At 65.9% G+C, this 23,877-nt stretch carries 19 protein-coding genes; 7 read left to right on the top strand and 12 right to left on the bottom strand.

Translation table 11 applies throughout. The annotated features are described in order from the left end of the window. Window positions 1-145: 145 nt before the first annotated feature. The 6 genes from aspS to ABG80_RS12200 all read right to left on the bottom strand — a co-directional run bounded on the left by aspS (window position 146) and on the right by ABG80_RS12200 (window position 6,908). The gene (gene aspS / locus ABG80_RS12225; protein WP_058087908.1) at window positions 146-1,957 is read right to left on the bottom strand and encodes an aspartate--tRNA ligase; all 1,812 of its coding nucleotides are present in this window, start codon (window positions 1,955-1,957) and stop codon (window positions 146-148) included. An 88-nt stretch (window positions 1,958-2,045) separates the two neighbouring features. After that, on the bottom strand, window positions 2,046-2,723 hold the full coding sequence (locus tag ABG80_RS12220; RefSeq protein WP_058088167.1) for a DUF502 domain-containing protein: 678 nt from the start codon (window positions 2,721-2,723) through the stop codon (window positions 2,046-2,048). 14 nt (window positions 2,724-2,737) lie between these two features. After that, complete coding sequence (locus tag ABG80_RS12215) at window positions 2,738-3,073, bottom strand: FmdB family zinc ribbon protein (RefSeq protein ID WP_058087907.1); 336 nt, start codon at window positions 3,071-3,073, stop codon at window positions 2,738-2,740. A 116-nt stretch (window positions 3,074-3,189) separates the two neighbouring features. Further along, window positions 3,190-4,638 carry a sodium:solute symporter family protein gene (locus tag ABG80_RS12210; RefSeq protein ID WP_058087906.1) on the bottom strand — a complete coding sequence of 483 codons (1,449 nt, stop codon included), beginning with the start codon at window positions 4,636-4,638 and terminating at the stop codon, window positions 3,190-3,192. 126 nt (window positions 4,639-4,764) lie between these two features. Beyond that, on the bottom strand, window positions 4,765-6,327 hold the full coding sequence (gene ubiB / locus ABG80_RS12205; protein WP_058087905.1) for a ubiquinone biosynthesis regulatory protein kinase UbiB: 1,563 nt from the start codon (window positions 6,325-6,327) through the stop codon (window positions 4,765-4,767). 17 nt (window positions 6,328-6,344) lie between these two features. After that, a complete protein-coding gene (locus tag ABG80_RS12200; protein ID WP_152987606.1) occupies window positions 6,345-6,908 on the bottom strand; it encodes a hypothetical protein in 564 nt (187 codons plus the stop codon). Between the two features lie 233 nt (window positions 6,909-7,141). On the opposite strand from ABG80_RS12200, the gene ABG80_RS12195 reads away from it, so the two are divergent. The 4 genes from ABG80_RS12195 to ABG80_RS12180 are packed head-to-tail and all read left to right on the top strand — an operon-like array spanning window position 7,142 to window position 12,345. Next, the gene (locus tag ABG80_RS12195; RefSeq protein WP_058087903.1) at window positions 7,142-8,536 is read left to right on the top strand and encodes an undecaprenyl-phosphate glucose phosphotransferase; all 1,395 of its coding nucleotides are present in this window, start codon (window positions 7,142-7,144) and stop codon (window positions 8,534-8,536) included. A gap of 24 nt (window positions 8,537-8,560) precedes the next feature. Further along, window positions 8,561-9,826 carry a hypothetical protein gene (locus tag ABG80_RS12190; protein ID WP_152987605.1) on the top strand — a complete coding sequence of 422 codons (1,266 nt, stop codon included), beginning with the start codon at window positions 8,561-8,563 and terminating at the stop codon, window positions 9,824-9,826. An 18-nt stretch (window positions 9,827-9,844) separates the two neighbouring features. After that, the gene (gene galE, locus ABG80_RS12185; RefSeq protein WP_058087901.1) at window positions 9,845-10,876 is read left to right on the top strand and encodes a UDP-glucose 4-epimerase GalE; all 1,032 of its coding nucleotides are present in this window, start codon (window positions 9,845-9,847) and stop codon (window positions 10,874-10,876) included. A gap of 5 nt (window positions 10,877-10,881) precedes the next feature. Beyond that, complete coding sequence (locus ABG80_RS12180; RefSeq protein ID WP_235513840.1) at window positions 10,882-12,345, top strand: mannose-1-phosphate guanylyltransferase/mannose-6-phosphate isomerase; 1,464 nt, start codon at window positions 10,882-10,884, stop codon at window positions 12,343-12,345. A gap of 116 nt (window positions 12,346-12,461) precedes the next feature. Here the strand turns inward: ABG80_RS12180 and gph are convergent, their stop codons facing one another. The 3 genes from gph to ABG80_RS12165 all read right to left on the bottom strand — a co-directional run bounded on the left by gph (window position 12,462) and on the right by ABG80_RS12165 (window position 15,971). Beyond that, window positions 12,462-13,145, bottom strand: a complete 684-nt coding sequence (gene gph / locus ABG80_RS12175; RefSeq protein WP_058087900.1) for a phosphoglycolate phosphatase — start codon at window positions 13,143-13,145, stop codon at window positions 12,462-12,464. 2 nt (window positions 13,146-13,147) lie between these two features. Next, window positions 13,148-13,855: a bifunctional 2-polyprenyl-6-hydroxyphenol methylase/3-demethylubiquinol 3-O-methyltransferase UbiG gene (gene ubiG, locus ABG80_RS12170; protein ID WP_058088165.1), complete on the bottom strand. Its 708-nt coding sequence runs from the start codon at window positions 13,853-13,855 to the stop codon at window positions 13,148-13,150. A gap of 91 nt (window positions 13,856-13,946) precedes the next feature. Then, a complete protein-coding gene (locus ABG80_RS12165; RefSeq protein WP_058087899.1) occupies window positions 13,947-15,971 on the bottom strand; it encodes a sigma-54-dependent Fis family transcriptional regulator in 2,025 nt (674 codons plus the stop codon). Window positions 15,972-16,278: 307 nt separating this feature from the next. Here ABG80_RS12165 and adh point away from each other — a divergent pair, with 307 nt between their 5' ends. The 3 genes from adh to ABG80_RS12150 all read left to right on the top strand — a co-directional run bounded on the left by adh (window position 16,279) and on the right by ABG80_RS12150 (window position 18,669). Beyond that, the gene (gene adh, locus ABG80_RS12160) at window positions 16,279-17,799 is read left to right on the top strand and encodes an aldehyde dehydrogenase (RefSeq protein ID WP_058087898.1); all 1,521 of its coding nucleotides are present in this window, start codon (window positions 16,279-16,281) and stop codon (window positions 17,797-17,799) included. Further along, on the top strand, window positions 17,799-18,176 hold the full coding sequence (locus ABG80_RS12155; RefSeq protein WP_058087897.1) for a DUF779 domain-containing protein: 378 nt from the start codon (window positions 17,799-17,801) through the stop codon (window positions 18,174-18,176). Before adh ends, ABG80_RS12155 begins: the two co-directional genes overlap by 1 nt. A 133-nt stretch (window positions 18,177-18,309) precedes the next feature. Beyond that, window positions 18,310-18,669, top strand: coding sequence for an ArsC family reductase (locus ABG80_RS12150; RefSeq protein WP_058087896.1), 360 nt, complete (start codon window positions 18,310-18,312; stop codon window positions 18,667-18,669). 76 nt (window positions 18,670-18,745) lie between these two features. On the opposite strand, the gene ABG80_RS12145 is transcribed toward ABG80_RS12150, so the two are convergent. The 3 genes from ABG80_RS12145 to acnA form a co-directional block, all read right to left on the bottom strand. Next, window positions 18,746-19,687, bottom strand: coding sequence for an esterase/lipase family protein (locus ABG80_RS12145; RefSeq protein ID WP_058087895.1), 942 nt, complete (start codon window positions 19,685-19,687; stop codon window positions 18,746-18,748). Window positions 19,688-19,800: 113 nt separating this feature from the next. After that, window positions 19,801-20,967, bottom strand: coding sequence for a DNA alkylation repair protein (locus ABG80_RS12140; protein ID WP_058087894.1), 1,167 nt, complete (start codon window positions 20,965-20,967; stop codon window positions 19,801-19,803). 65 nt (window positions 20,968-21,032) lie between these two features. Further along, window positions 21,033-23,768, bottom strand: coding sequence for an aconitate hydratase AcnA (gene acnA / locus ABG80_RS12135; protein ID WP_058087893.1), 2,736 nt, complete (start codon window positions 23,766-23,768; stop codon window positions 21,033-21,035). Between the last annotated feature and the right edge of the window lie 109 nt (window positions 23,769-23,877).

Below are 23,877 nucleotides of genomic sequence, written 5' to 3'. Positions count from 1 at the left end.
TTCCAGTGGTCCGAGGTGACGACAAAGCGAAGCCGTAAAGTGCCGTTGCGGGCACCGCTGTGAGCACCGCTGCAGAGGGCCGTGCCACAAAGAAAAAGGGCCACCCTTGCACAGGATGGCCCCGAGAGTTTACCGAGCGGTCAGGTCAGGCGGCAGGGGCCTGGCCGGCTTGCGCGGCCTGTGCGTTGCGCAGGCGGATGTGCAGTTCGCGCAGCTGCTTTTCGTCCACGTTCGACGGGGCGCCGGTCAGCAGGCACTGCGCGCGCTGTGTCTTGGGGAAGGCAATCACGTCGCGGATGGACTCGGCCTTGGTCATCAGCGTGACCAGGCGGTCCAGGCCGAAGGCCAGGCCACCGTGCGGGGGGGCACCGTATTGCAGCGCATCCAGCAGGAAGCCGAACTTGACCTTGGCGTCCTCGTCGGTGATGTTCAGGGCCTTGAAGACCTTGGACTGCACCTCGGCGCGGTGGATGCGGATCGAGCCGCCGCCCAGCTCCCAGCCGTTGAGCACCATGTCGTAGGCCTTGGCAATGCACTTGCCCGGGTCCGTGTCCATGTAGTCCTCGTGACCGTCCTTCGGGGCGGTGAAGGGGTGGTGCACGGCGATCCAGCGCTCCGACTCGTCGTCGTACTCGAACATCGGGAAGTCGACCACCCACAGCGGGGCCCAGCGGTCTTCGAACAGGCCGGCCTTCTTGCCGAAGTCCGAGTGGCCGACCTTCAGGCGCAGCGCGCCGATGGCGTCGTTGACGACCTTTTCTTTGTCGGCACCGAAGAAGATCAGGTCGCCGTCCTTGGCACCCGTGCGCTCCAGGATCTTGGCGATCGCTGCGTCGTGCAGGTTCTTGACGATGGGCGACTGCAGGCCGTCACGGCCCTTCGCCACCTCGTTGACCTTGATCCAGGCCAGGCCCTTGGCGCCGTAGATCTTGACGAACTCGGTGTAGGCGTCGATCTCGCCGCGGCTCATGGTGCCGCCACCGGGCACGCACAGGGCCACCACGCGGCCGCCCTTGGTCGTGGCGGGCGTCGAGAAGACCTTGAAGTCCACGTCGGCCATCACGTCGGTCAGCTCGGTGAACTCCAGCTTGACGCGCAGGTCGGGCTTGTCCGAGCCAAAGCGGTGCATGGCGTCGGCGTACTTCATGACCGGGTAGGCGCCCAGGTCCACGTTCAACGCCTTCATGAAGACGTGACGGATCATGCCTTCGAACATGTCGCGGATTTCCTGCTCGGTCAGGAAGCTCGTTTCAATGTCGATCTGGGTGAATTCAGGCTGGCGGTCGGCACGCAGGTCTTCGTCGCGGAAGCACTTGGTGATCTGGTAGTAGCGATCGATGCCGGCCACCATCAGCAGCTGCTTGAACAACTGGGGCGACTGGGGCAGCGCGAAGAACTGGCCGTCGTGCACGCGTGAAGGCACCAGGTAGTCGCGGGCGCCTTCGGGCGTGGACTTGGTCAGCATCGGGGTCTCGATGTCGACGAAGCCGTTTTCGTCCAGGAACTTGCGCGCTTCCATCGCCACGCGGTAGCGCAGCATCAGGTTCTTCTGCATGTACGGGCGACGCAGGTCCAGCACGCGGTGCGTCAGGCGCGTCGTCTCCGACAGGTTCTCGTCGTCGATCTGGAACGGGGGCGTCACGGAAGCGTTCAGCACTTCCAGGGTGTGGCCCAGCACTTCGATCTTGCCGCTGGTCAGGCCTGCGTTCTCGGTGCCAGCGGGGCGGGCGCGCACGACGCCGGTGACCTTCAGGCAGAACTCGCCGCGCACGTCTTCGGCGATCTTGAACGAGTCGGCGCGATCGGGGTCGAACACGACCTGCACCAGGCCTTCGCGATCACGCAGGTCGATGAAGATCACGCCGCCGTGGTCGCGGCGACGGTGGGCCCAGCCCATCAGCGTCACGGTCTGGCCCATCAGCGCTTCGCTGACCAGACCACAGTAAGTGGTGCGCATTGTTGTTTGCTCCGAGAGGGGAGAAGGGAAAATCGGGTAGCGGTGTCCGCCGAGCGTCAGGCGAACACCGAGAACCCGTGATTGTCGTTCAGGATTGGGGTGCCGTCGGCGGGGGCGTGCCCTCAGCTGGCGAAGTGGGGGCGACAGGGGACACGTTGGGTGGCGCCACCACCCCCATGGAGATGATGTATTTCAGCGCCTCGTCCACCGACATCTTGAGCGGGTGAACCTCGGCGCGGGGCACCATCAGCATGAAACCGGAGGTCGGGTTGGGCGTCGTGGGCACGTAGAGCGTGACCATGTCGGCCGGCAAACGGGCCGCCACCTCGCCCGCAGGCTTGCCGGTCACGAATGCGATGGTCCAGGCGCCTTGCCTCGGGTACTGCACCAGAACCGCCTCCCGAAAAGCCTGCCCGCTGCTGGAGAACAGCGTGTCCGACACCTGCTTGACCGAGGTGTAGATGCTCTTGACGATGGGCGTGTTCGACAGCACCCGGTTGTACTGGTTCAGCAGCCACTGGCCGACCATGTTCGACACCGCCATGCCTGTGAGCAGCAGCGTGGCACCCACGACGATCACGCTCAGGCCGGGGACCTCGCGCAACTCCTGCAGGAAGGGGTGCAGGCTGACAGGCAGCACGGTGCGCGCAGCAGCCATGAACCAGCTGAAGACGCCATCGAGCGCGCCGACGACGTTCATCAGCACCCAGATCGTGATGGCCAGGGGCAGCCAGACGAGCAGGCCGGTGAGGATGTATTTTTTCACGCGAGGTGGGGCATTCAGTGGCAGGCGCAGGACGTGCCGCAACCGCCGGCCGCCGCAGCGCCGTCACCGCTGGATGACGCGCTGGCGTTGCCACCGTCGCTGGGGGCTGGCGCGCTGGCGGCCGCGCTGGCCGTGGCACCCGTTGCGGCGGCGCCAGTGCCGGCCGAGCCGCCACGGAAGTCGGTCGCGTACCAACCAGAGCCCTTGAGCTGGAAGCCGGCAGCGGTGACCTGCTTGCTGAAAGCTTCGGCGCCACAGGCTGGGCAGGTGGTCAAAGGGGCGTCGGACATCTTTTGCAGGACGTCCTTGGCGTGGCCGCAGGCGCCACAGCGGTAGGCATAAATTGGCATGGTGAAACCTCGGGTCAACCCTGTGCGGGATTGTAAATGGGGTGGCGCCACGCCACCTTCAAGGGGGTTCCGCGTCGAGGCATGAGGGGGATCTGGTGTGCGGTGCGCGGCATGTCTCAGGCGAGGCTGGCCTGGCGCGCCCGGTGATCGCCAACGAATTGGGGCATGAGCGAGCCCACGATCATGCCGCCCAGCGCCATGATCAGGCCGGCAAGCTGCCCCGGGAAGGCCTCACCCAGCGCGGCGTGGAAGGTGAACAGCGCCAACGTGCCAATGCCCAGCACGATCGACAAAATGGCGCCTTGCGTGGTGGCGCGCGACCAGTACAGCCCGAACAGCAGCGGCACGAATGCCCCGACCAGGGGAATCTGGTAGGCCGCCGAAACCAGGTCGTAGATGGCCGTGCCCTGCATCACGATGGCGTAGGTCAGCACCAGCGCCGTGAACACGAACAGCGTGATCCGCATGGACAGCAGCACCTGGCGGTCGCTCATGCCGGGGTGGATGTTTTTCAGGATGTTCTCGACGAAGCTGGTCGAGGGCGCCAAAAGCGTCGCAGACGAGGTCGATTTGATGGCCGAAACCAGCGCGCCGAAGAAGAAGATCTGCGCGATCAGGGGCATCTTGCTCAGGATGAGCGTGGGCAGCACCTTCTGCGGGTCGTTGGCCAGCATTTCCTTGGTTTCGGCCGGCATGATGATCAGCGCCGAGGCCACGATGAACATCGGCACGAAGGCAAACGCCAGGTAACTGAAGCCGCCGATGATGGCGCCCTTGCGCGCCGTGTCGCTGTCCTTGGCCGACATCACGCGCTGGAAGACGTCCTGCTGCGGGATCGAGCCGAACATCATGGTGATGGCCGCCGCGATGAACCAGACCCAGCCGTCAACCGTGTGCTCTGGCAGGATCTTGAACCAGTTCTGCTGTTCGGCCAGCGCGAAAACCTGGTCGGCGCCACCTGCCTGGTCAGCGGCCAGCCATGCGATGAAGGACAGGCCCACCACCAGCACCACCATCTGCACGAAGTCGGTCCAGGCCACGGCCAGCATGCCGCCCACCATCACGTAGACCAGCACCAGCGCCGTGCCGATGACCATGCCCAGCTCGGCGCTGATGGCGCCCCCGGAGAGCACCACGAACACCAGGCCCAGGGCGGTGATCTGGGCGGCCACCCAGCCCAGGTAGCTCAGGATGATGGCGATGGAGCAGAAAATCTCGACGCCCTTGCCGTAGCGGTGACGGTAGAAGTCACCGATGGTCAGCAGGCTCATTTTGTAGAGCCGGCTGGCAAAGAAGGCGCCCACCAGCACCAGGCACATCGAGGCCCCAAAGGGGTCCTCGATGACGGCGTTGAGCCCGCCTTCGACGAACTTGGCCGGGATGCCCATCACGGTTTCGGCGCCGAACCAGGTGGCGAAGGTGGTGGTGATGACCATGGCCAGCGGCAGGCTGCGCCCGGCAATGGCGAAGTCGGCGGTGCTCTTGATGCGCGTGCCCGCGTACATGCCCAGCGCCATGGTGGCGACCAGGTAGAGGATCACGAAAGCGAGCAGCGTGGTGTTCATGTTCGGCAGCACCTTTCCAACAATCAGGCCGAAGAACGCAAAAAATGACCCGGGGAGCGCAGAGTTGCGGGCTCACCCGGGCAGGGCATCAGGGGGCGGAGTTTAGTCGCTGGCGGGGCCTTCGCCTCACAGCACCCCGTGTTCGTGCAGGGCCAGCACGAGCCGTGCCACCAGCAACCCCAGGCCGAAACCGACACCCAGCCACACCATGGCAGACAGGATGCGGTTGGTGCGCCTTTGCTCCAGCAAGATGGCGTGCATGTCGCGGCGCAGGGCCTGATCGCCGTGCTCCAGCTGGTGGTGCAGCAGGCGCGGCAGCTCTGGCAGCAGCTTGGCGTAGCGGGGGGCCTCGCGTTTGAGGCGCGAGACCATGCCGCGCCAGCCCACCTGTTCGTGCATCCAGCGCTCCAGGAAGGGCTTGGCCGTGCTCCACAGGTCGAGGTCGGGGTCGAGTTCGCGCCCGAGGCCCTCGACGTTGAGCAGGGTCTTTTGCAGCAGCACCAGCTGTGGCTGGATCTCGACGTTGAAGCGCCGGGAAATCTGGAAAAGGCGCAGCAGCACCTGACCCAGGGAAATTTCTTTCAGTGGGCGGTCGAAATAGGGCTCGCAGACGGTGCGGATGGCACCTTCGAGCTCGTCCACGCGCGTGCTGGCCGGCACCCAGCCGCTCTCGATGTGCAGCTCGGCCACGCGCTTGTAGTCGCGGTGGAAAAAGGCGATGAAGTTTTGCGCCAGGTAATCTTTGTCAACTTCGGTGAGCGTGCCGATGATGCCGAAGTCCAGGGCGATGTAGCGCCCGAAGCTGCGCGCGTCCAGGCTGACCTGGATGTTGCCCGGGTGCATGTCGGCGTGGAAGAAACCGTCGCGGAACACCTGGGTGAAGAAGATGGTCACGCCGTCGCGGGCCAGCTTCTTGATGTCGACGCCGGCCTCGCGCAGGCGCGCCATCTGGCTGATCGGCACGCCCTTCATGCGCTCCATCACCATCACGGTGGGGGTGCAGAAGTCCCAGATCATCTCGGGCACCAGCACCAGGTCGAGCCCCTGCATGTTGCGGCGCAGCTGAGCGGCGTTGGCGGCTTCGCGGACCAGGTCGAGCTCGTCGTGCAGGTATTTGTCGAACTCGGCGACCACCTCGCGCGGCTTGAGGCGCTTGCCGTCGGACCACAGGCGCTCGACCCAGCCAGCCAGGGTGCGCATCAGGGCCAGGTCGTCGTCGATGATGTCGAGCATGCCCGGGCGCAACACCTTGACGGCCACTTCGCGGCCATCGTGCAGCACGGCGAAGTGCACCTGGGCGATGGAGGCGCTGGCGATCGGATCGGCGTCGAACTGGCGGAACACCGCCGACAGGGGCTTGCCCAGCGCCTTTTCAACCAGGCGAGCGGATTCGGCGCTGGAGAACGGGGGCACCCGGTCTTGCAGCTTGGCGAGCTCGTCGGCCACGTCGGGCGGCAGCAGGTCGCGCCGGGTGGACAGCATCTGGCCAAATTTGACGAAGATGGGGCCGAGCTTTTCAAGCGCCAGGCGCAGCCGCTCCCCGCGCGTGCCTTCGAGCCGCCGGCCCAGGCTCAGCAATTTGGCCAGGCGGTTCAGGCCTTTGTGGCGGATGCTGCCCAGCAGCAGGATGTCCAGCCCGTGTGTGAGTGAGATCAGGCCGATGTAGGCCGGGCGAAAGAGGCTGCGCATCGCTCAAACAGATGGCTTCAGCGGGGGGAGCCGTTGCCTGGGCGCCAACGCTGCAGGGCTTCACGGATGCCTTCCCCGACCTTGCGCAGCGCTTCCGCCGGGGTGTTGCCCAGGAAACGAGCGACGTCGTCCTGGATGTCCCAGCGCAGGTTTTTCATCATCCAGGAGGCCACTTCGGCCAGGTTGGCGTCGCCCTCGATGTTGACCTCGGGGCGCTCGCCACGGGTAGCGCGCTTGAGCAGGTCGATCGGGTCGCCAAGTTGAACCGTGAGCGTCAGGCCCTGCGGTGACGCGGGTGTGAGCGCAGAAGCGGGGGTGTTTTCCGCGACGGCTTCGAACAGCCCGGCCGGGGTGATCAGCAAGCGGATGGGCGGCAGCTTGGCTTCACCCTTGAGCACCTGGCCGAGGAAAGCGGGCAAGACGCCCGCGGTGCCTGTGGCCCAGCGGATGTCGATCACGCGACCCGCGTGAGGCTTGAGACGGGCCGACGCCTGGGGCTCGCTGGCGACCACGTGGTTGAGCAAGAGGACGAGGCGGGCCAGCACAGCTGGAGCCAGCCACTGAATCGGGGAAGGGAGCATGACGGGATTGTAGGGGGCGCCCGACACACCCCTGCATGCCAGGGGGGCGGGGGAAGTCGATGGGATTTCTGTCATCCATTTTGATCCACAATGCCCGATCAAGATGGTGCGGGCATGCCTGCGCCGTCGGCCTGTCCTGCACTGGCCGGGACGAGGTTGGTCGGGTGGCTGGTGGAGCGCCCGCTGCATGTCTCGCTCACCCGCTGGGTCCGGTCGTGCCTCCCGGGTTTTTCATGTTCAACAACCGCAACTACAACCGCACGTTCTTCAACGCGCCACAGTCGGTCACATCCTTCGTGGCGGCGTTCCTGGAGCCGTTCATCACGGTGCTGACGCTGGCTGGCGCCATGGCCTGGGCGGGTGAGCCCATGGGGCGTGCCGGCATGGCCCTGTGCCTGCTGGTTTTTGCGCTCACCTTTCCGGGGCGCAATCGCTTCATCGTCTCCAAACTCGAGGCGCTGATCGACATCCTGGGCTCCTGGGTGTCCATGCTCGCCATCCTGTGGCTGTGTGGCTACGCCACCAACAGCCTGATGTTTTTCGACTTCAACGCCATGATGGCCTGGGCGGCGGTGACCCCCATCGTCCAGTGGTTCGCGGTCCTGGCGGGCAAGGTGGTGCTGCGCCATCGTCGTTCCCAGCCGGGCGCTCGCCGACGCGCCATCGTGGTGGGCGCCGGGCCCCTGGGTGGCAAAATGGCGCGAGCCATCCAGAGCGGGTTCGATCAGAGCACCGAGTTCATCGGCTACTTCGACGACCGCATCGACAGCCGCGTCCTGCCGGAAGCGCGAAGCATGCGCCTGGGCGGTCTTCGCGACGTCGCCAATTACGTCTACGCCCATGGCGTGCACGAGGTCTACATCACCTTGCCGCTGGGCTCGCAACCCCGCCTTGTGGAGTTGATGGAGGCGCTGCAGGGAACGACGGCATCGCTGTACTTCGTGCCGGATGTGTTCGGCATCAGCATCATCCAGGGTCGCTTGCAGGACATGAACGGCGTGCCGGTTGTGGGCATTTGCGAGACGCCTTTCACGGGCACGAACGACCTCGTCAAGCGCGTCTCGGACGTCATCCTGGCCAGCATCATCCTGGTGCTGATCTCGCCCTTGTTGGCCGGCGTCGCGATCGGCGTGAAGCTCTCGTCGCCCGGGCCGGTGATTTTCAAGCAACGTCGCAACGGACTCGATGGCGAAGAAATCATCGTCTACAAGTTCCGCTCGATGCGCACCCAGGACAACGGCGCCGTGGTGCGTCAGGCCACCAAGGGCGATTCGCGGATCACCCCTTTTGGTGCCTTCATCCGCAAAACCTCGCTCGATGAATTGCCGCAGTTCATCAACGTGCTGCAAGGCCGCATGAGCATCGTGGGGCCGCGCCCCCATGCCGTGGCCCACAACGAAGAGTACCGGCGCCTGATCAAGGCCTACATGGTGCGCCACAAGGTGCGCCCGGGCATCACGGGCTGGGCCCAGGTGCACGGCTTCCGTGGAGAGACAGAAACCATTGACAAGATGCAGGCGCGGGTCGAGTACGACCTGGAGTACCTGCGCAATTGGTCGTTGGGCCTGGACATGCAGATCATCATCCGGACGATCCGGCTGATGCTGTTCGACCGCAACGCTTACTGAACAAGCTCATCGAAAGAGGTGATCGTGAAGGTGTCAGCCCTCATCCCCGCCCGCCGTTTCCCAGCCCTGTTGACCGCCGCTTCGGCTGCGCTCTGGATGGGCTGGTGCGGTTCGTGCTTGGCTCAGTCAGATGAAGATTTGCCGCTCTTCCTGACGACGTCCTTGACCCTGATGCATGACTCGAACCTCGCACGCACCCCTGAGCGGCAAAGCGACACCGTTCGGGCTGCGGCATTGGCGGCGGGGCTGAACAAGTCTTACGGGCGTCAGACCTATTTGTTGTACGGCCGTCTCACGAAGAACCAGTACAACCGTTTTGCGGAGTTGCTCGACAACGACGGCAAGAACCTGAACGGCACGGTCTCCTCGGAGTTCATGAGCAACTGGCTGGTCACGCTGGGTGGTCAATACGACGAGAACCTCAACTCCCTTCAGGACAACGCCATCGTAGGCAATACCGTTCAGAGCCAGGTTGTTCGCAACATCCGTCGCTACCGCGACACCAACTTGAGCGTTCAGTACGGCAAGTCCGGCCTGTGGTCTGTGGTGGGCAAACTGGACAAGAACGACCTGACCTATTCTGCGCAGCGTGATCAGAATGCCGATCAGACTTCGCAAAGCTTGCGGGTTTACTACAGCCCCAGTGACCTGCTGCGTTTTGGCGTCGGCCCTCGTTTCGTGAAAACCGAGTACCCCAATCGCACCACCAGCAAGACGGTCGAAGACAGCAACCTGGACTTCACGACCGATTGGCGGGTCAGCGGGCTGAGCTCGCTCAATGCCTTGCTGTCCCTGCGAGACACCAAGTACACCGATGCCAATGGGCAATCGACCAGCAAGGGCTCGACCACGGGCTCGCTGGGCTGGGTGTTCACGCCCCGTGGCTCCGTGAGCTATTCGGCCAACTTGAGCCGCCGCACCAGCTCGGACCGAGCGAACGGTGGCGCAGGCGGGCTGGCATCGATCACGACCGACTACATCACCAACTCGGTGGCGCTTGGTGCCAACTGGCAGGCGACAGCCAAGATCAAGGTGGGTGCCAACTACACCCGCAACATGTACGACAGCTCTCGCACGGTGAACTACAGCCCGGCTCAACTGGCTTTTCTCAACAGCGAAGACAGCACCGACAGCCACCGGGACACCTACTCCCTGGACGTGCAGTACCAGCTGATGCGCTCGGTTGAGCTGAGTTGCAACCTGGCCAAGTACAACCAGACGCGCGGCATCGGCCGCAACGAGTACGACGGCCACTCGACCAGCTGCTCGGCCAGCCTCACCCTGGATTGACATCTCTCAGCGACTGACATGCCTTGCATCCTTCTTACCGGAGCTTCCGGGTACATCGCGTCCCACATGTGGGTGGTGGCCCGCCAGGCTGGCTACCAGGTTGTGGGCGTCGACAGCCACGTCAACAGCTCGCCCCGGGTGTTGGATCGCCTGCGCACCCTGATCGGTGAAGAGCCCGTTTTCGTTCAAGGTGATGTGCGCGATGCCACCGTGATGGACCGTTGCTTCGACATCGGACGCGAGCGCTTCGGGGGCATCGAAGCGGTGGTTCATTTCGCGGCGCTCAAGGCCGTGGGCGAGTCGGTCGAGCGTCCGCTCGATTACTTCGAGAACAACCTGGGCGGCTTGCTGTCGGTGTGCCAGGCCATGAAACGCCATGGCGTCAACCAGTTGGTGTTCAGCTCGTCGGCAACGGTCTATGGCCAACCCGATCGCTTGCCCATCACAGAAGACTCGGCCTTGCGCTCGACCAACCCGTACGGGCAAACCAAGCTGGTGGGCGAAGAACTGCTGCGTGGCCTGGAGGCGTGCGACCCCAACTGGCGCATCGCTTACCTGCGCTATTTCAACCCGGTGGGCGCTCACGAAAGTGGCTTGATCGGCGAAGACCCCCGAGGCATCCCCAACAACCTCATGCCTTATGTGGCGCAGGTCGCGGTCGGCAAGCGTCCGCACCTCAATGTGTTCGGCAACGACTACGACACGCCGGATGGCACGGGGGTGCGCGACTACATCCATGTCATGGACCTGGCTGAAGGTCACGTCTCGGCACTGAAGTACCTGGCCGACAAGGGGCAATCGCTCACGGTCAACCTCGGCACGGGCCGGGGCTACAGCGTGCTGGAGCTCGCGCGAGCCTATGGCGAAGCCGCTGACCGCGAGGTGCCCGTGGTGTTCGCGCCGCGTCGCCCGGGCGACGTCGCGGCTTGTTATGCCGACCCCACTCTGGCCGAGCGCCTCATGGGCTGGAAGGCCAGCCGGGGCTTGAAAGAAATGTGCGTGGACTCCTGGAGATGGCAGTCCACCAATCCACAAGGTTTCGAAGGTTGAGGATCATGACCCAGTCCGCTTTGTCCGTCTTGCCGGTGATCATGGCCGGTGGCTCCGGCACCCGCCTGTGGCCGCTCTCGCGCGCCCTGTATCCCAAGCAGTTCCTCATCTTGTCGGGCAACCAGAGCCTGTTCCAGCAAGCCCACCTGCGCCTGCAGGCCTTGGCAGGCGAGGGTGTCGAGGTGGGCAGGCCCTGCATCGTCGGCAACGAGGAGCATCGCTTCCTGGTGCTCGATCAACTGCGTGAGGTCAAGGGTGAGCCGGCGTCCCTGTTGCTGGAGCCTGCGGGCCGCAACACCGCTCCGGCGGTGACCCTGGCGGCGTTGCAGGCCACGGCCGATGGCGCAGACCCGATCCTGGTGGTCACCCCGGCCGACCAGACGGTGGTTGATGCTGCGGCTTACACGGCGGCGCTGCGCAAGGCGGTTTCGGCTGCAGCCCTGGGCGACATCGTCATCCTGGGCATCACGCCGGACAAGCCCGAAACAGGCTTTGGCTACATCCGCACCTCGGGTGCCGATGCCCAAGGTGTCCGCGACGTGGCCGCCTTCGTTGAAAAACCCAACCTGGAAAAAGCGCAGGCCTACCTGGCTGACGGCGGCTACTTCTGGAACAGCGGCATGTTCGTGATGCGCGCTTCGCGATGGCTGGCCGCGCTCGGCCACTTCCGCCCGGACATCGCCGAGGCCACGAAAGCATCGTTTGCCGTTCGCACCACGGACGCGCAGTTCGTGCGCCCTGGCAAAGAAGAGTTCAAGGCAGTGCCTTCCGAGTCGGTGGACTATGCAGTGATGGAGCAGTGCCCGGCCAAGCCGGATGCCGGCTTCAAGGTGCGCATGGTGCCGCTGGATGCGGGCTGGTCTGACCTGGGCGCGTGGGACGCCGTCTGGCAGGTCAGCGAGCACGACGCCGCTGGCAACGCTTGCCAAGGCGACGCCCTGATCGAAGACAGCCGCAACACCCTGGTTCATGCCAACAGCCGCCTGGTGGCTGCCGTGGGCCTGGACAACGTGGTGGTGGTGGAGACGCCGGACGCCGTGCTGGTGGCCGATCGCAGTCGCAGCCAGGACGTCAAGAAGATCGTGGCCAGCCTGGACAAGGCTTCGCGCACCGAGGGCAGCCTGCACCGCCGTGTGCACCGCCCCTGGGGCTGGTACGACTCGATCGACATGGGGCCGCGCTTTCAGGTCAAGCGCATCATGGTCAAGCCCAAGGCTTCCTTGAGCCTGCAGATGCACCACCACCGTGCCGAGCACTGGATCGTGGTCAGCGGCACGGCCGAGGTCACCAATGGCGACCAGGTGCTGATGCTGAGTGAAAACCAGTCGACCTACATCCCGCTGGGCACGGTGCACCGCCTGGTGAACCCGGGTGCGATCCCGCTGGAGATCATCGAAGTGCAGTCGGGCAGTTACCTGGGGGAGGACGACATCGTTCGCTTCCAGGACAACTATGGCCGGTCAGCTTGATGTTGACGCGCTGACCTTTGGGGCTGCATGCCCGGAGGCAACAAAAATGGCCACCCTTGGGTGGCCATTTTGTTTGGCGGGGCAATGAGCCCCGGTGCTCCGCCTTTGGCGTTCGATCAAGCAAGCGTCAGCAACAAGTCCAGCGGGTGATCCGCGATCACATCCGCCCCCCAGCTGCCCACCTCGCCGTTGTGCCCGATGTAGCCCCAGTTGGCCGCTGCACTGGGCATGCCGGCGGCTTGCGCGGCCTGGATGTCACGCAGGTCATCGCCCACGTACAGCACGGAAGACGCTTCCACGCCCAGCTCCTGCGCAGCGGTGAGCAGCGGCAGGGGGTGTGGCTTCGGGTGGGCGGTGGTGTCGCCGCTGATGTTGGTGCCAGACCGCTCAAGCAGGCCCAATGCGCGCAGCACGGGCACGGTGAAACGGTGCGGCTTGTTGGTCACCACGCCCCACTTGAGGCCACGGGCCTCGATTTCATCGAGCATGGCGGACACGCCGTCGAACAAAGCGGTGGTCTCTGCCAGGCATTGGTCGTAGTGCGCCAGGAAGGCCGTGCGCAGGGCGTCGAACTCGGGGTGGCCGGGGTGGATGTCCAGGCCCACACCGATCAGGCCGCGTGCTCCCGCCGAGGCGTAGGGGCGCAGCATGTCCAGCGGCAGTGGTGCGAGCCCGCGGTCCAGACGCAAGCGGTTGAGTGCGCCACCCAGGTCGCCTGCCGTGTCGGCCAGGGTGCCGTCGAGGTCAAACAGGACGGCGGTGGCGGGGTGCGGCCAGGCGATGGAGCCGGTCAGTGCCATGCTCAGCCTTGCAGGGGCTTGCGGCAAGCCACCATGTAGTTGACGCTGGTGTCGCCCGAGAGCCAGTAGCGGCGGGTGATGGGGTTGTATTCCAGGCCCTTGAACTGCACCAGCTCCAGGCCGGCTTCGCGGATCCAGCGGGCCAGCTCGGCCGGGCGGATGAAGCGCGAGAATTCATGCGTGCCTTGGGGCAGCAGCTTGAGCACGTACTCGGCGCCCACGATGGCGAACAGGAAGGACTTGGGGTTGCGGTTGAGCGTCGAGAAGAACACCCAGCCGCCTGGGCGGGCCATGCCGGCGCAGGCACGGATGATGGACGACGGGTCGGGCACGTGCTCGAGCATCTCCATGCAGGTGACGACGTCGAAGGCGGCGGGTTGCTCGGCGGCCAGGTCTTCGGCGGCGATGCTGCGGTAGTCGAGGTTGGCGACGCCGCCTTCCATGGCGTGCAGCTGGGCCACCTTCAGGGGCTTGTCGGCCAGGTCCACGCCGAGCACGTTGGCACCACGGCGAGCCATGGATTCAGCCAGGATGCCACCACCGCAGCCCACGTCGACCACGTTCTTGCCCGAGATGGCCGCGAACTGGTCGATCCAGTCCAGGCGCAGGGGGTTGATCTGGTGCAGGGGACGGAATTCGCTCTCCGGATCCCACCACTTGTGGGCCAGGTCGGAAAACTTCGCGAGTTCTTGGGGGTCGGCGTTGATCATGGGCGACATGCTACCCAATGCCGGGCGGTTTGCGCGCGAGGTGGCTCAAGTCATGCCTGATTCAGCGGCAGGGCGTTTGCGCCGCAGGCGATCAGCCCAGGTCGTTGCGACCGGCTTTACGTTGCCAGCGGTAGAGGGTGTTGCGGCTGATGCCCAGGCGTCGCGCCGCCTCCGACATGTTGCCCTGCGTGGCCTCGATGACCTGGCGGATGGCCTGGCTGGACAGGCGACGAAGGTTGGTCTCGCCCGCGTTGGTGTCCGCTTGGACTGGTGGATTCGATGCCGCCCCGTGGGGTGGCTGTGGCGGCCTGGTGCCATCGGCAGCATGCAGCTCTTCGGCCATGTCCTCTGGCAGGTGAGACCAGTCGAGGTCCCTTGCATCGGAGGGCAGCAAGGCGCAGGCGGTTCGCAGCAGGGCGTGGAGCTGTCGCAGGTTGCCGGGCCAGGCGTGCTGGCGCAGGGCAGTGAGCAGGCCTGGGTGCACTCCCTCGATGGCCGGGCGACCCATTTCGCGAGCGATGCGGCTGAGCATCTCGTGCAGCAGTGCGTCGAAGTCCTGCCGCTCGCGCAACGGGGGCAGGGTCACGCTCAGGCCGTTGAGTCGGTAGTAGAGGTCCGCGCGGAAGGTGTTGCAGGCGATGGCGTCCTTGAGCCGTTGATGCGTGGCACTCACCAGCAGGAAGTCGACCGGCATGGCCTGACCGCCGCCCACAGGCACAACGGCCTTGTCCTGCAGCACGCGAAGCAGGCGAGCTTGCAGTGGCAGCGGCATGTCCCCGATTTCGTCGAGGAAGAGGGTGCCGCCGTGGGCCTCGCGGATGCGACCTGGTGAGCCCTCGCGGCGCGCGCCAGTGAAGGCGCCCCCGACGTAGCCGAAGAGTTCGGCCTCGATCAACTGCTCTGGCAGGGCGGCGCAGTTGACTGCCACGAAGGGCTTGCCTGCCCGGGGGCCTTCTTCGTGCAGGCGGCGTGCGAGCACCTCTTTGCCAGTGCCTGACTCGCCCTGGATCAGCAGCGCGATGCCTTGGGCCTGCACGCGCCGGGCGCGCGAGAAGGCGTCGGCAACGCGTGGGTCGAGGTCGGGTGGCGCGTCCCGCTTGGCGGGGTGCGTTGCTGTTGGCGTTTGCTCGCGGATCGGACGGGACGTGGTGCTGCTGCCTGGTGCGATGGGCGTTGGTGCCCGGGCCTGGATCACCACGCGCTCGGTGCTGTCCAGCCTCGCATGCAGGGCATGGCCGCCGTGTGAGCCCTGGAGCACCCGCACCCGCCCCGGCGGCCACAGACCCAGCCCGGTGCCCGTGAGCTGCTCCAGCGTGCAGGCACCGATTCGTTCTGCCGGCAAGGCCAGCCACTGTTGGGCCAGGGGGTTGGCGCCCACCACCCAGCCGTCCTCCGACAGCGCGACCAGGCCTTCTCCGACGCCACCCAGGCCCTCGGCGAGCGGGTGCAGGCGCAGGATGCGGTCGCCTGCGTGGCGGGCGTGGAAGAGCCGGTCTTCGATCATGCGCGCGGCCGATCGCACCAGCGCGAAGGTGTGCGGGTGGTGTCCTCGGTGGTCGCCTGAGATGTCGAGCACCCCGCTCAGCTGGCCGCGCGGGCCGAACACGGGGGCGGCAGAGCAGGTCAGGAAGCCGTTGCGCTCGAGGTAGTGCTCGGCGCCGTGGATGACGACGGCGCGGTTTTCCGCCAGGCAGGTGCCGATGGCGTTGGTGCCGCGGTCTCTCTCGTGCCACAGGGCACCGGGGCGCAGCGAGACGCGCTCGGCGCGACCGAGGAAGTCGGCGTCGCCCAGGCTGTGCAGGAGCAGGCCGCGCGCATTGGCCAGCACGACCAGGCTGCCAGAGTCGCGCATCTGGTCGAAGACGAAGTCCATCACCGGGCGCGCCTGGGCCAGGAATTCATGCTCTGCGGCCACCGCGCGGCGCAGTTCGCCGTCGCTGCACAGCGGGGGCTCGCCCAGGCCACCGAGGGGGCTGATGCCAGCGTGCTGGCTGCGCTGCCAGGAGCGTTGCAGGGCGTCGTCCACCAGGCCCAGGGGCAGGTCGCCGGTCTCGAGCAGGCAGCGGCGAGCCTGCTGCAGCTGGGGCGAGGTGACGGGCAGGTGGTTGGGTCGCATGGCGAGCGCAGTATCCACCGGGGGACGGTGTGCCACACCCGGGCTCACCCTGTGTCATTTCGGTACAGCGTGCAGCGTTGACGCAGCGCAGGCTGGTGTGGGGTGACAACGGGTTCTCCCTGGGCCCGTGGGCGGCATCCCAGCGCGTGAAAGCTGGGGGATCGGTGCGAACCCGGGATGGCACGCGCCCTGCGCTGGAAGAAGGGCGGCGGGGCCACAAGCCCCCGGGCAGGTTCGATCTCCCGCCTGCCCACCCGCACCTTTTCAGCATCCGCCCAGCACATCGCTCACTCACCAGGAGACCCGCATGCTCTACGCCGCCCCCGGTACCCCCGGCTCCCCCGTCACCTTCAAGTCGCGCTACGACAACTTCATCAACGGCAAGTGGGTCGCGCCCACCAAAGGGCAGTATTTCGACAACGTCACGCCGGTGACAGGCCGCGTGTTCTGCCAGGTGGCCCGATCGACGGAAGAGGACATCAACCTGGCGCTGGATGCGGCCCACGCTGCCGCGCCAGGATGGGCCAAGACGCCGGTGGCGCAGCGCGCGGCCGTGCTCAACAAGATCGCCGACCGCCTCGAAGCCAACCTGGAAATGCTGGCCGTGGCCGAGACCTGGGACAACGGCAAGCCGGTGCGCGAGACGCTGGCCGCCGACATCCCGCTGGCGATCGATCACTTCCGCTACTTCGCGGCCTGCGTGCGTTCGCAGGAGGGCTCGCTGGCCGAAATCGACGACCACACCGTGGCCTACCACTTCCGCGAGCCGCTGGGCGTGGTCGGCCAGATCATCCCGTGGAACTTCCCGATCCTGATGGCGGCCTGGAAGCTGGCGCCCGCGCTGGCCGCTGGCAACTGCGTGGTGCTCAAGCCCGCCGAGCAGACGCCCGTGGGCATCCTGGTGCTGGCCGAGCTGATCGCCGACATCCTGCCGCCGGGGGTGCTCAACATCGTCAACGGCTTCGGGCTGGAAGCGGGCAAGCCGCTGGCATCGAGCAAGCGCATCGCCAAGATCGCCTTCACGGGCGAGACCAGCACCGGTCGGCTGATCATGCAGTACGCCAGCCAGAACCTGATCCCTGTCACGCTGGAGCTGGGTGGCAAGAGCCCCAACATCTTCTTCGACGACGTGATGGCGCAGGACGACGAGTTCTTCGACAAGGCCCTGGAAGGCTTCACGCTGTTCGCGCTCAACCAGGGCGAGGTCTGCACCTGCCCCAGCCGCGCGCTGGTGCAGGAGTCCATCGCGGACCAATTCATGGAGCGCGTGGTCAAGCGCGTGCAGGCCATCAAGCAGGGCAACCCGCTGGACACCGAGACCATGATCGGTGCGCAGGCCTCGATGGAGCAGGTCGAGAAGATCCTGTCCTACATGGACATCGGCAAGCAGGAAGGCGCGCAATGCCTGGTGGGCGGTGGCCGCGCTGAGCTCAAGGGCGAGATCGGTGATGGCTTCTATGTGCAGCCCACCATCTTCCGCGGCCACAACAAGATGCGCATCTTCCAGGAAGAGATCTTCGGCCCCGTGGTGTCGATGACCACCTTCAAGGACGAGGCCGAGGCGCTGCAGTTGGCCAACGACACGCTGTACGGCCTGGGCGCCGGTGTGTGGAGTCGCGATGGTTCGCGCGCCTACCGCATGGGCCGGGGCATCCAGGCCGGTCGCGTGTGGACCAACTGCTATCACCTGTACCCCGCGCACGCGGCCTTCGGTGGCTACAAGCAGTCGGGCATCGGGCGTGAGACGCACAAGATGATGCTCGACCACTACCAGCAGACCAAGAACCTGCTGGTGAGCTACAACGCTCAGGCCCTGGGCTTCTTCTGATGGCTGCCCAGCGCGTGACGGCCACGCCCGAGGCGCTGGCCCTCATCGAGCGGCTCAGGGCCGAGCATGGCGAGCTGATGTTCCACCAGTCCGGAGGCTGCTGCGACGGCAGCTTGCCCATGTGTTTCGAGCGCGATGAGTTCATGGTCGGTCCGTCGGATGTGCGGCTGGGCGAGGTGGGGGGCTGCCCGTTCTACATGAGCGCTGCGCAGTTCGAGGTGTGGCAGCACACCCACCTGACGCTTGACGTCGCACTGGGCCGCGCCGGCATGTTCTCCCTGGAGGGCAGCAGCCGACTCCGATTCGTGATCCGCTCGCGGCCGTTCACCGAGCCAGAGCAGGCCAGCCTGCCGCCGGTGTTCGTGCTTCAGGTCTGAAGGTCTGAAGGTCTGAAGGTCTGAACACGACACAGCGAATCCATCGGATCCCATCCCCAGCGCGTGGCGCGGCCCACAAGGCTGTGCCACAGTTCAGGGCTCAAGGCACTCACCCGTTCCCGGAGCACTGAACATGTCCCTGCTGGTTTATGGCATCCCCAACTGCAACACCGTGAAGAAGGCGCGCACCTGGCTCGACGAGCAAGGCGCGCCTTTCGTTTTCCACGACTACAAGAAGCAGGGCGTGCCCGCCGACCGCCTGGACGACTGGATCAAGCAGGTGGGCTGGGAGGTGCTGGTCAACAAGCAAGGCACGACCTGGCGCCAGCTCGACGAGGCCACCAAGGCTGGCGTGAGCGATGCAGCCAGTGCCAAGGCCTTGATGCTCAAGCAGGCCAGCGTCATCAAGCGCCCGGTGATCGAGCAAGCTGGCCGGGTGCTGGCCGTGGGCTTTGACGAGAAAAAGGCCGCAGCGGTGGCGGCGGCCTTGTGATGGCGAACTGATCGCGCACGACGGTGCGCGCTGCCGGGGGCATGGCCGGTTCGAGGTCAGCCGCGCTCGCGTTGGTTCACACCCCGGCGAGCTTGAGCCGGGTGGCGTGCGTCAGGTAGAACTGCGCCGGGCTCGGGGCACCCTTGCCGATCAGCCCGAAGATGTGGTTCATCTCGTCGATGTGGTTCCAGGGGTAGTCGGCTCGGATGACCTTGCCCAGGCGCGCGGCGCACGAGACGATCGCGCCGTCAGAGGGCTCGGAGAGCTGCTGCATGGCCAGGTCGGAGATGTCCCAGGCGTTGGTTTTGACGCCGATGCCGCTGGCCGAGTAGTAGCGGATGCCGTTGACCACCGGAGCGCCTTCGCCGCAGTAGGTGGCGGGCAGGCCGGCCGGGAAGCGGATGGCGAAGTCGTCGAGCTCTTCTTTCAGCGTCAGCGCCGAAGCCTCTTGCGGCAGTTGCGGCTGGCCCGAGATCCAGGCCACGAAGGTGCCTGCGAACTCGATCCATGAGCCGTAAGAGCGGATGCCGTTGGCGATGTTGCTCTCGGCGTCTTGCTGGGCGGTCACGACCGTCGGGCTGGACATGGTGGTCACGCTGGCCACCATGTCGGGGGCCACGCCCGCCACGTAACGCGCGGTGGGGCCGCCCTGGCTGTGGCCGATCAGGTTGAACTTCTGGATGCTGTCCCTGGCGGCCCATTGCTTCATTTGCTGCAGCAGTTGCTCGCCGCGCACCGAGCTGGAGTTGACCTCGGAGACGGCGGCCACGTAGACCTTGGCACCGTTGCGGCGCAGCAGGGCAGGCACCTCGTAGAAGTAGTCGACACCGAAGATCTCTTTGAAGCCCATGAAGCCGTGCACCAGCACGATGGGGTGGCGCGTGGCGGCTTCCGTGGAGGCCGTGGCGGCTTGGGCGCTGGTGGCCAGCAGGGTGGCACCTGTGAAGGTGCAAGCCAGAGCGAGGGTGGCGGCGGCAGAGCGAGCGGCGGCCAGCAGGCGTTGGTGGGTGAGGCGCATGGTGGAGGACTCGAGTTGGAATGTTATGCACAATAACAATCAGCCCGAGGCGCTTCAATCCGGTGGAGACCCGCATGCGTGCAAGCGGCGGGTCAATCTCTGCCGACCTGACTTCAACGCGCCGGGAGCGCCTCTTTCAGCGTCAGCTCGATCCACCCCAAAGCCTGGCCATTGACCGACACGTCCAGCCCCTGCGTGCCGGGGTAGAGCGTGCGCGTGCTCACCGGTTTGAACGACAGCGACTGCGTCCAGCTGGCCTGCTCACCCTTGGCCAGCGTCAGGCGCTTGCCTTTGAACACCTTGGGGCGCAACTGGCCATCGGCCTTGCGCAGGTGCACGCGCACATCCACCTCCAGGGTTTGCGGCGCGGGGCCTGTGGCCGTGAGTGCGATCGTCAGCGGCAGCACCTCGCCGATGTGCACGGTGTGATGTGGCACAGACAGGCTCACCTCACCATGGAACTCGGTGCCCACGTCCCAGCAGTGCAGCATGGGGGTGTGCCCCTGCTTGATGAGGTGACGGCTGGCATGGCGCAGCAGGCGCGAGCGCGTGGGGTGGGTGTCGTCGCGGTGCTCTCGCACCCATTGCACGAGCAGCTCGGGGTGGTCCTTGCCGATGTCGTTGAGGTGGTTGGCCACGCTGCGGCGCACGTACTCGGCCGGGTCGTCCTGCAGGCGGTGCAGCAAAGGCAGGGTGGGCGACGGGTCGCGAACGAGGTCGTGCAGGCGCAGGCCCCACGGCAGGCGGGGGCGGCTGCCTTCGCTGACCAGTCTGCGCACGTGGGCACTGGGGTCATCCAACCATCGCTGCAGGGTGGCGAAGGCCAGCTCGGGGTGTGCCTGGATGATGGGGCGGATGGCGAACTCGGCGGTGAAGCGTTGGGTGATGGCGTGCAGCGCTTGCAGGGCGCGCTCGGGGTGCGGCAGCCCGCGTTGTGCGATGACCTCGCCGTAGGCCCACAGCGCCCAGCCCGCCACACCGGTCTCGTCGGTTTGGAGGTTGCCAAGTTCCTTGTCCGGGTCGTGCTCGAAGCGAGGCGCAGGCACGCGCTTGAGGCTGGCCTCGAGCAGCGCGGCGCAGCGCTCGAAGTCTTCCGGCAAGTGCGCCATGAGCGCTTGGGCCAGGTGCTGCGCTCGGGCTTTGAACTCGAGCGCTTGCAGGCCGGTGAGGGCTTGCGACTCGAAGCTGGCCTGGTCAAAGCGCCGGTGCACGCGGTGCAGGTGGTGGGAGACGGCCTGCACCGTGGCCGGGCCGATCAGGTTCTTGAAGGCCTCGGCCATCGGTGTTCCGTTTTGCTTGGGCCGCGCGCCGGGTGGCGCGCGGCCGGTTGGAGGGGGGGATGGGGTCAGGCTGCCAGCAGTTGGCGCAGCACGAAGGGCAGGATGCCGCCGTGTTGGTAGTAGCTGACCTCGATCGGCGTGTCGATGCGCAGCAGCACCGTCACCTTCTGCACGCTGCCATCGGCGCGATGGATGCTGAGCGTGGCGTCTGCCTGGGGCTTGAGCTCGGTGCCCAGGTCGATGCCGATGACCTCACTGCCCGTCAACCCCAGCGACTGCCAGCTGACGTCGCCCTTGAACTGCAGCGGCAGCACGCCCATGCCGACCAGGTTGGAGCGGTGGATGCGCTCGAAGCTGCGCGCCACCACCGCTTTGATGCCCAGCAGTTGCGTGCCCTTGGCCGCCCAGTCGCGGCTGGAGCCGGTTCCGTATTCCTCGCCGGCGAAGATCACGGTGGGCGTGCCTGCGGCGATGTACTGCATGGCCGCGTCGTAGATGAAGGCCTTGTGCCCGCCGGGTTGCACCAGCGTCAGGCCGCCTTCCTCTCGGCTGCCGTCGGGCAGGGCGGGCAGCATCAGGTTCTTGATGCGCACATTGGCGAAGGTGCCGCGCATCATCACCTCGTGGTTGCCCCGGCGTGAGCCGTAGCTGTTGAAGTCGCCCTTCTTGACGCCATGTGCCAGCAGGTACTGGCCTGCAGGCGATGCCTCCTTGATGGAGCCGGCCGGCGAGATGTGGTCGGTGGTGATCGAGTCACCAAACAGCGCCATGATGCGCGCACCCTGCACGCTGGAGGACACCGCTTTGGGCGCCACCTCGAAACCATCGAAGAACGGTGGTTTGGCGATGTAGGTGCTCTGCGGCCAGTTGTAGACCTGGCCTTTGATGCCCTGGGTTTTCTCCCAGAGCTTGCCCGGCTGGGTCTTGACCTTCTCGTAGTTGGCCTTGAAGGCCTTGCCATCCATCGCGAACTTCATCAGCTGGTGGACCTCGTCGCTGCTGGGCCAGATGTCACCCAGGTACACCGGCTTGCCTTTTTTGCCCAAGCCCACAGGCTGGGTCATGAGGTCGACCGTGACGTTGCCGGCGATGGCGTAGGCCACGACCAGCGGCGGCGAGGCCAGGAAGTTGGCCTTGAGGTTGGGGTGGATGCGCGCCTCGAAGTTGCGGTTGCCCGAGAGCACGGCCGCGCAGACCAGGTCGTTGTCGGTGATGACCTGGTTGAGCTCGGGGGCCAGGTCGCCCGCGTTGCCGATGCAGGTGGTGCAGCCGTAGGCCGCCACGTTGAAGCCGAGCTTTTCGAGGTAGGGCAAGAGGCCCGCCTTCTGCAGGTACTCGGTGACGATGCGCGAGCCGGGGGCCAGCGAGGTCTTGATGTGGGGGGCGACCTTCAGGCCGGCTTCAACCGCCTTCTTGGCCAGCAGGCCAGCCGCGAGCAGCACGCCGGGGTTGGACGTGTTGGTGCAGGAGGTGATGGCCGCGATGAGCACGTCGCCGTTGTGGACGTTCACGGCCTTGCCCGCGATGTCAACCGGGAAGGCCTTGTCCAGCTTGTCGGCCGGCTGGTTGAAGCCGTTCTCGGCCACGGGCTTGCTGAAGAGTTCTGCAAAGGTGCGGCTCAGGTGCGTGATCTCGATGCGGTCCTGCGGGCGCTTGGGGCCGGCCAGCGAGGGCACCACGCTGCCCAGGTCCAGGCTGATGACGCTGCTGTAGTCGATCTCGCCGCGCTTGGGCACACCATAGAGCTGCTGTGCCTTGAAGTAGCCTTCGAAGGCCTCGATCTCGGCCTTGCTGCGGCCCGTGCCCTTGAAGTAGTCGATGGTGCGGTCATCGACCGGAAAGAAGCCCATGGTGGCACCGTACTCGGGGGCCATGTTGGCGATGGTTGCTCGGTCCGGCAGGGGCAGCGACGCCGTGCCCTCGCCGAAGAACTCGACGAACTTGCCCACCACCTTGGCTTTGCGAAGCACTTCGGTGATCGTGAGCACCAGGTCGGTGGCGGTGACGCCTTCGCGCAGCCGGCCGGTGAGCTCGAAGCCGACCACATCGGGCGTCAGGAAGTAGACGGGCTGACCCAGCATGCCGGCTTCGGCCTCGATGCCGCCCACGCCCCAACCCACCACACCGATGCCGTTGATCATGGTGGTGTGGCTGTCGGTGCCGACCAGGGTGTCGGGGTAGGCCACGCCATCGCGTGTCTTGTGCACGCCGCGCGCGAGGTACTCCAGGTTGACCTGGTGGACGATGCCGAAGCCCGGGGGCACGACGCCAAAGGTGTCGAAGGCCTGCATGCCCCATTTCATGAACTCGTAGCGCTCGGCGTTGCGCTGGAACTCGAGCTTCATGTTGAGGTCCAGTGCCTTGTTGCTGCCGAAATGGTCGATCATCACCGAGTGGTCGACGACCAGGTCCACGGGCACCAGCGGTTCGATGCGCTTGGGGTCCTTGCCCAACTGTCCGGCCACGTTGCGCATGGCAGCCAGGTCGGCCAGCAGGGGCACACCCGTGAAGTCCTGCAGCACCACGCGGGCGACCACGAAGGGGATTTCTTCGGTCCGAGGGGCCTGGGGCTGCCAGCCCGCGAGCTCGGCCACGTGCGCGGGCGTGACCTTCTGGCCATCGCAGTTGCGCAGCACCGACTCCAGCACGATGCGCAGCGACACCGGCAGGCGGCTCACGCCCGGGTGGCGTCGGGCCAGCGCGGGCAGCGAGTGGAACTTCAGCGACTTGCCGGAGGCCGTCTTGAAGGTCTGGAGGGTGTCGGCGAAAGGGTGCGCGGCTTCGGACGCGGTGCGGGCCATGGGAACTCCTTTGCTGTGGGGGTGGAGGATTGGGTCATTTTGGCAGCAGCCCATGGCCCTGCGTGTGTCAGGCTCTTGGGTTTAAGCTTTGACCTTTGAGGGCCTTCAG

This window comes from Aquabacterium parvum (genome assembly GCF_001447195.1).
Lineage (GTDB): Bacteria > Pseudomonadota > Gammaproteobacteria > Burkholderiales > Burkholderiaceae_C > Aquabacterium > Aquabacterium parvum.
The sequence above is the reverse complement of the archived record's forward strand: the minus strand, read 5'-3'. Positions and strand labels throughout refer to the sequence as shown.

Coding starts and splice junctions, on each gene's coding strand:
- ABG80_RS12180 (WP_235513840.1), top strand. CDS start 10,882: ATGACCCAGTCCGCTTTGTCCGTCTTGCCGGTGATCATGGCCGGTGGC.
- galE (WP_058087901.1), top strand. CDS start 9,845: ATGCCTTGCATCCTTCTTACCGGAGCTTCCGGGTACATCGCGTCCCAC.
- gph (WP_058087900.1), bottom strand. CDS start 13,145: ATGGCACTGACCGGCTCCATCGCCTGGCCGCACCCCGCCACCGCCGTC.
- ABG80_RS12195 (WP_058087903.1), top strand. CDS start 7,142: ATGTTCAACAACCGCAACTACAACCGCACGTTCTTCAACGCGCCACAG.
- ABG80_RS12210 (WP_058087906.1), bottom strand. CDS start 4,638: ATGAACACCACGCTGCTCGCTTTCGTGATCCTCTACCTGGTCGCCACC.
- acnA (WP_058087893.1), bottom strand. CDS start 23,768: ATGGCCCGCACCGCGTCCGAAGCCGCGCACCCTTTCGCCGACACCCTC.
- ABG80_RS12215 (WP_058087907.1), bottom strand. CDS start 3,073: ATGCCAATTTATGCCTACCGCTGTGGCGCCTGCGGCCACGCCAAGGAC.
- ABG80_RS12150 (WP_058087896.1), top strand. CDS start 18,310: ATGTCCCTGCTGGTTTATGGCATCCCCAACTGCAACACCGTGAAGAAG.
- ABG80_RS12140 (WP_058087894.1), bottom strand. CDS start 20,967: ATGGCCGAGGCCTTCAAGAACCTGATCGGCCCGGCCACGGTGCAGGCC.
- ABG80_RS12200 (WP_152987606.1), bottom strand. CDS start 6,908: ATGCTCCCTTCCCCGATTCAGTGGCTGGCTCCAGCTGTGCTGGCCCGC.
- aspS (WP_058087908.1), bottom strand. CDS start 1,957: ATGCGCACCACTTACTGTGGTCTGGTCAGCGAAGCGCTGATGGGCCAG.
- ABG80_RS12165 (WP_058087899.1), bottom strand. CDS start 15,971: ATGCGACCCAACCACCTGCCCGTCACCTCGCCCCAGCTGCAGCAGGCT.
- ABG80_RS12145 (WP_058087895.1), bottom strand. CDS start 19,687: ATGCGCCTCACCCACCAACGCCTGCTGGCCGCCGCTCGCTCTGCCGCC.
- ABG80_RS12155 (WP_058087897.1), top strand. CDS start 17,799: ATGGCTGCCCAGCGCGTGACGGCCACGCCCGAGGCGCTGGCCCTCATC.
- ubiB (WP_058087905.1), bottom strand. CDS start 6,327: ATGCGCAGCCTCTTTCGCCCGGCCTACATCGGCCTGATCTCACTCACA.
- ubiG (WP_058088165.1), bottom strand. CDS start 13,855: ATGATCAACGCCGACCCCCAAGAACTCGCGAAGTTTTCCGACCTGGCC.
- adh (WP_058087898.1), top strand. CDS start 16,279: ATGCTCTACGCCGCCCCCGGTACCCCCGGCTCCCCCGTCACCTTCAAG.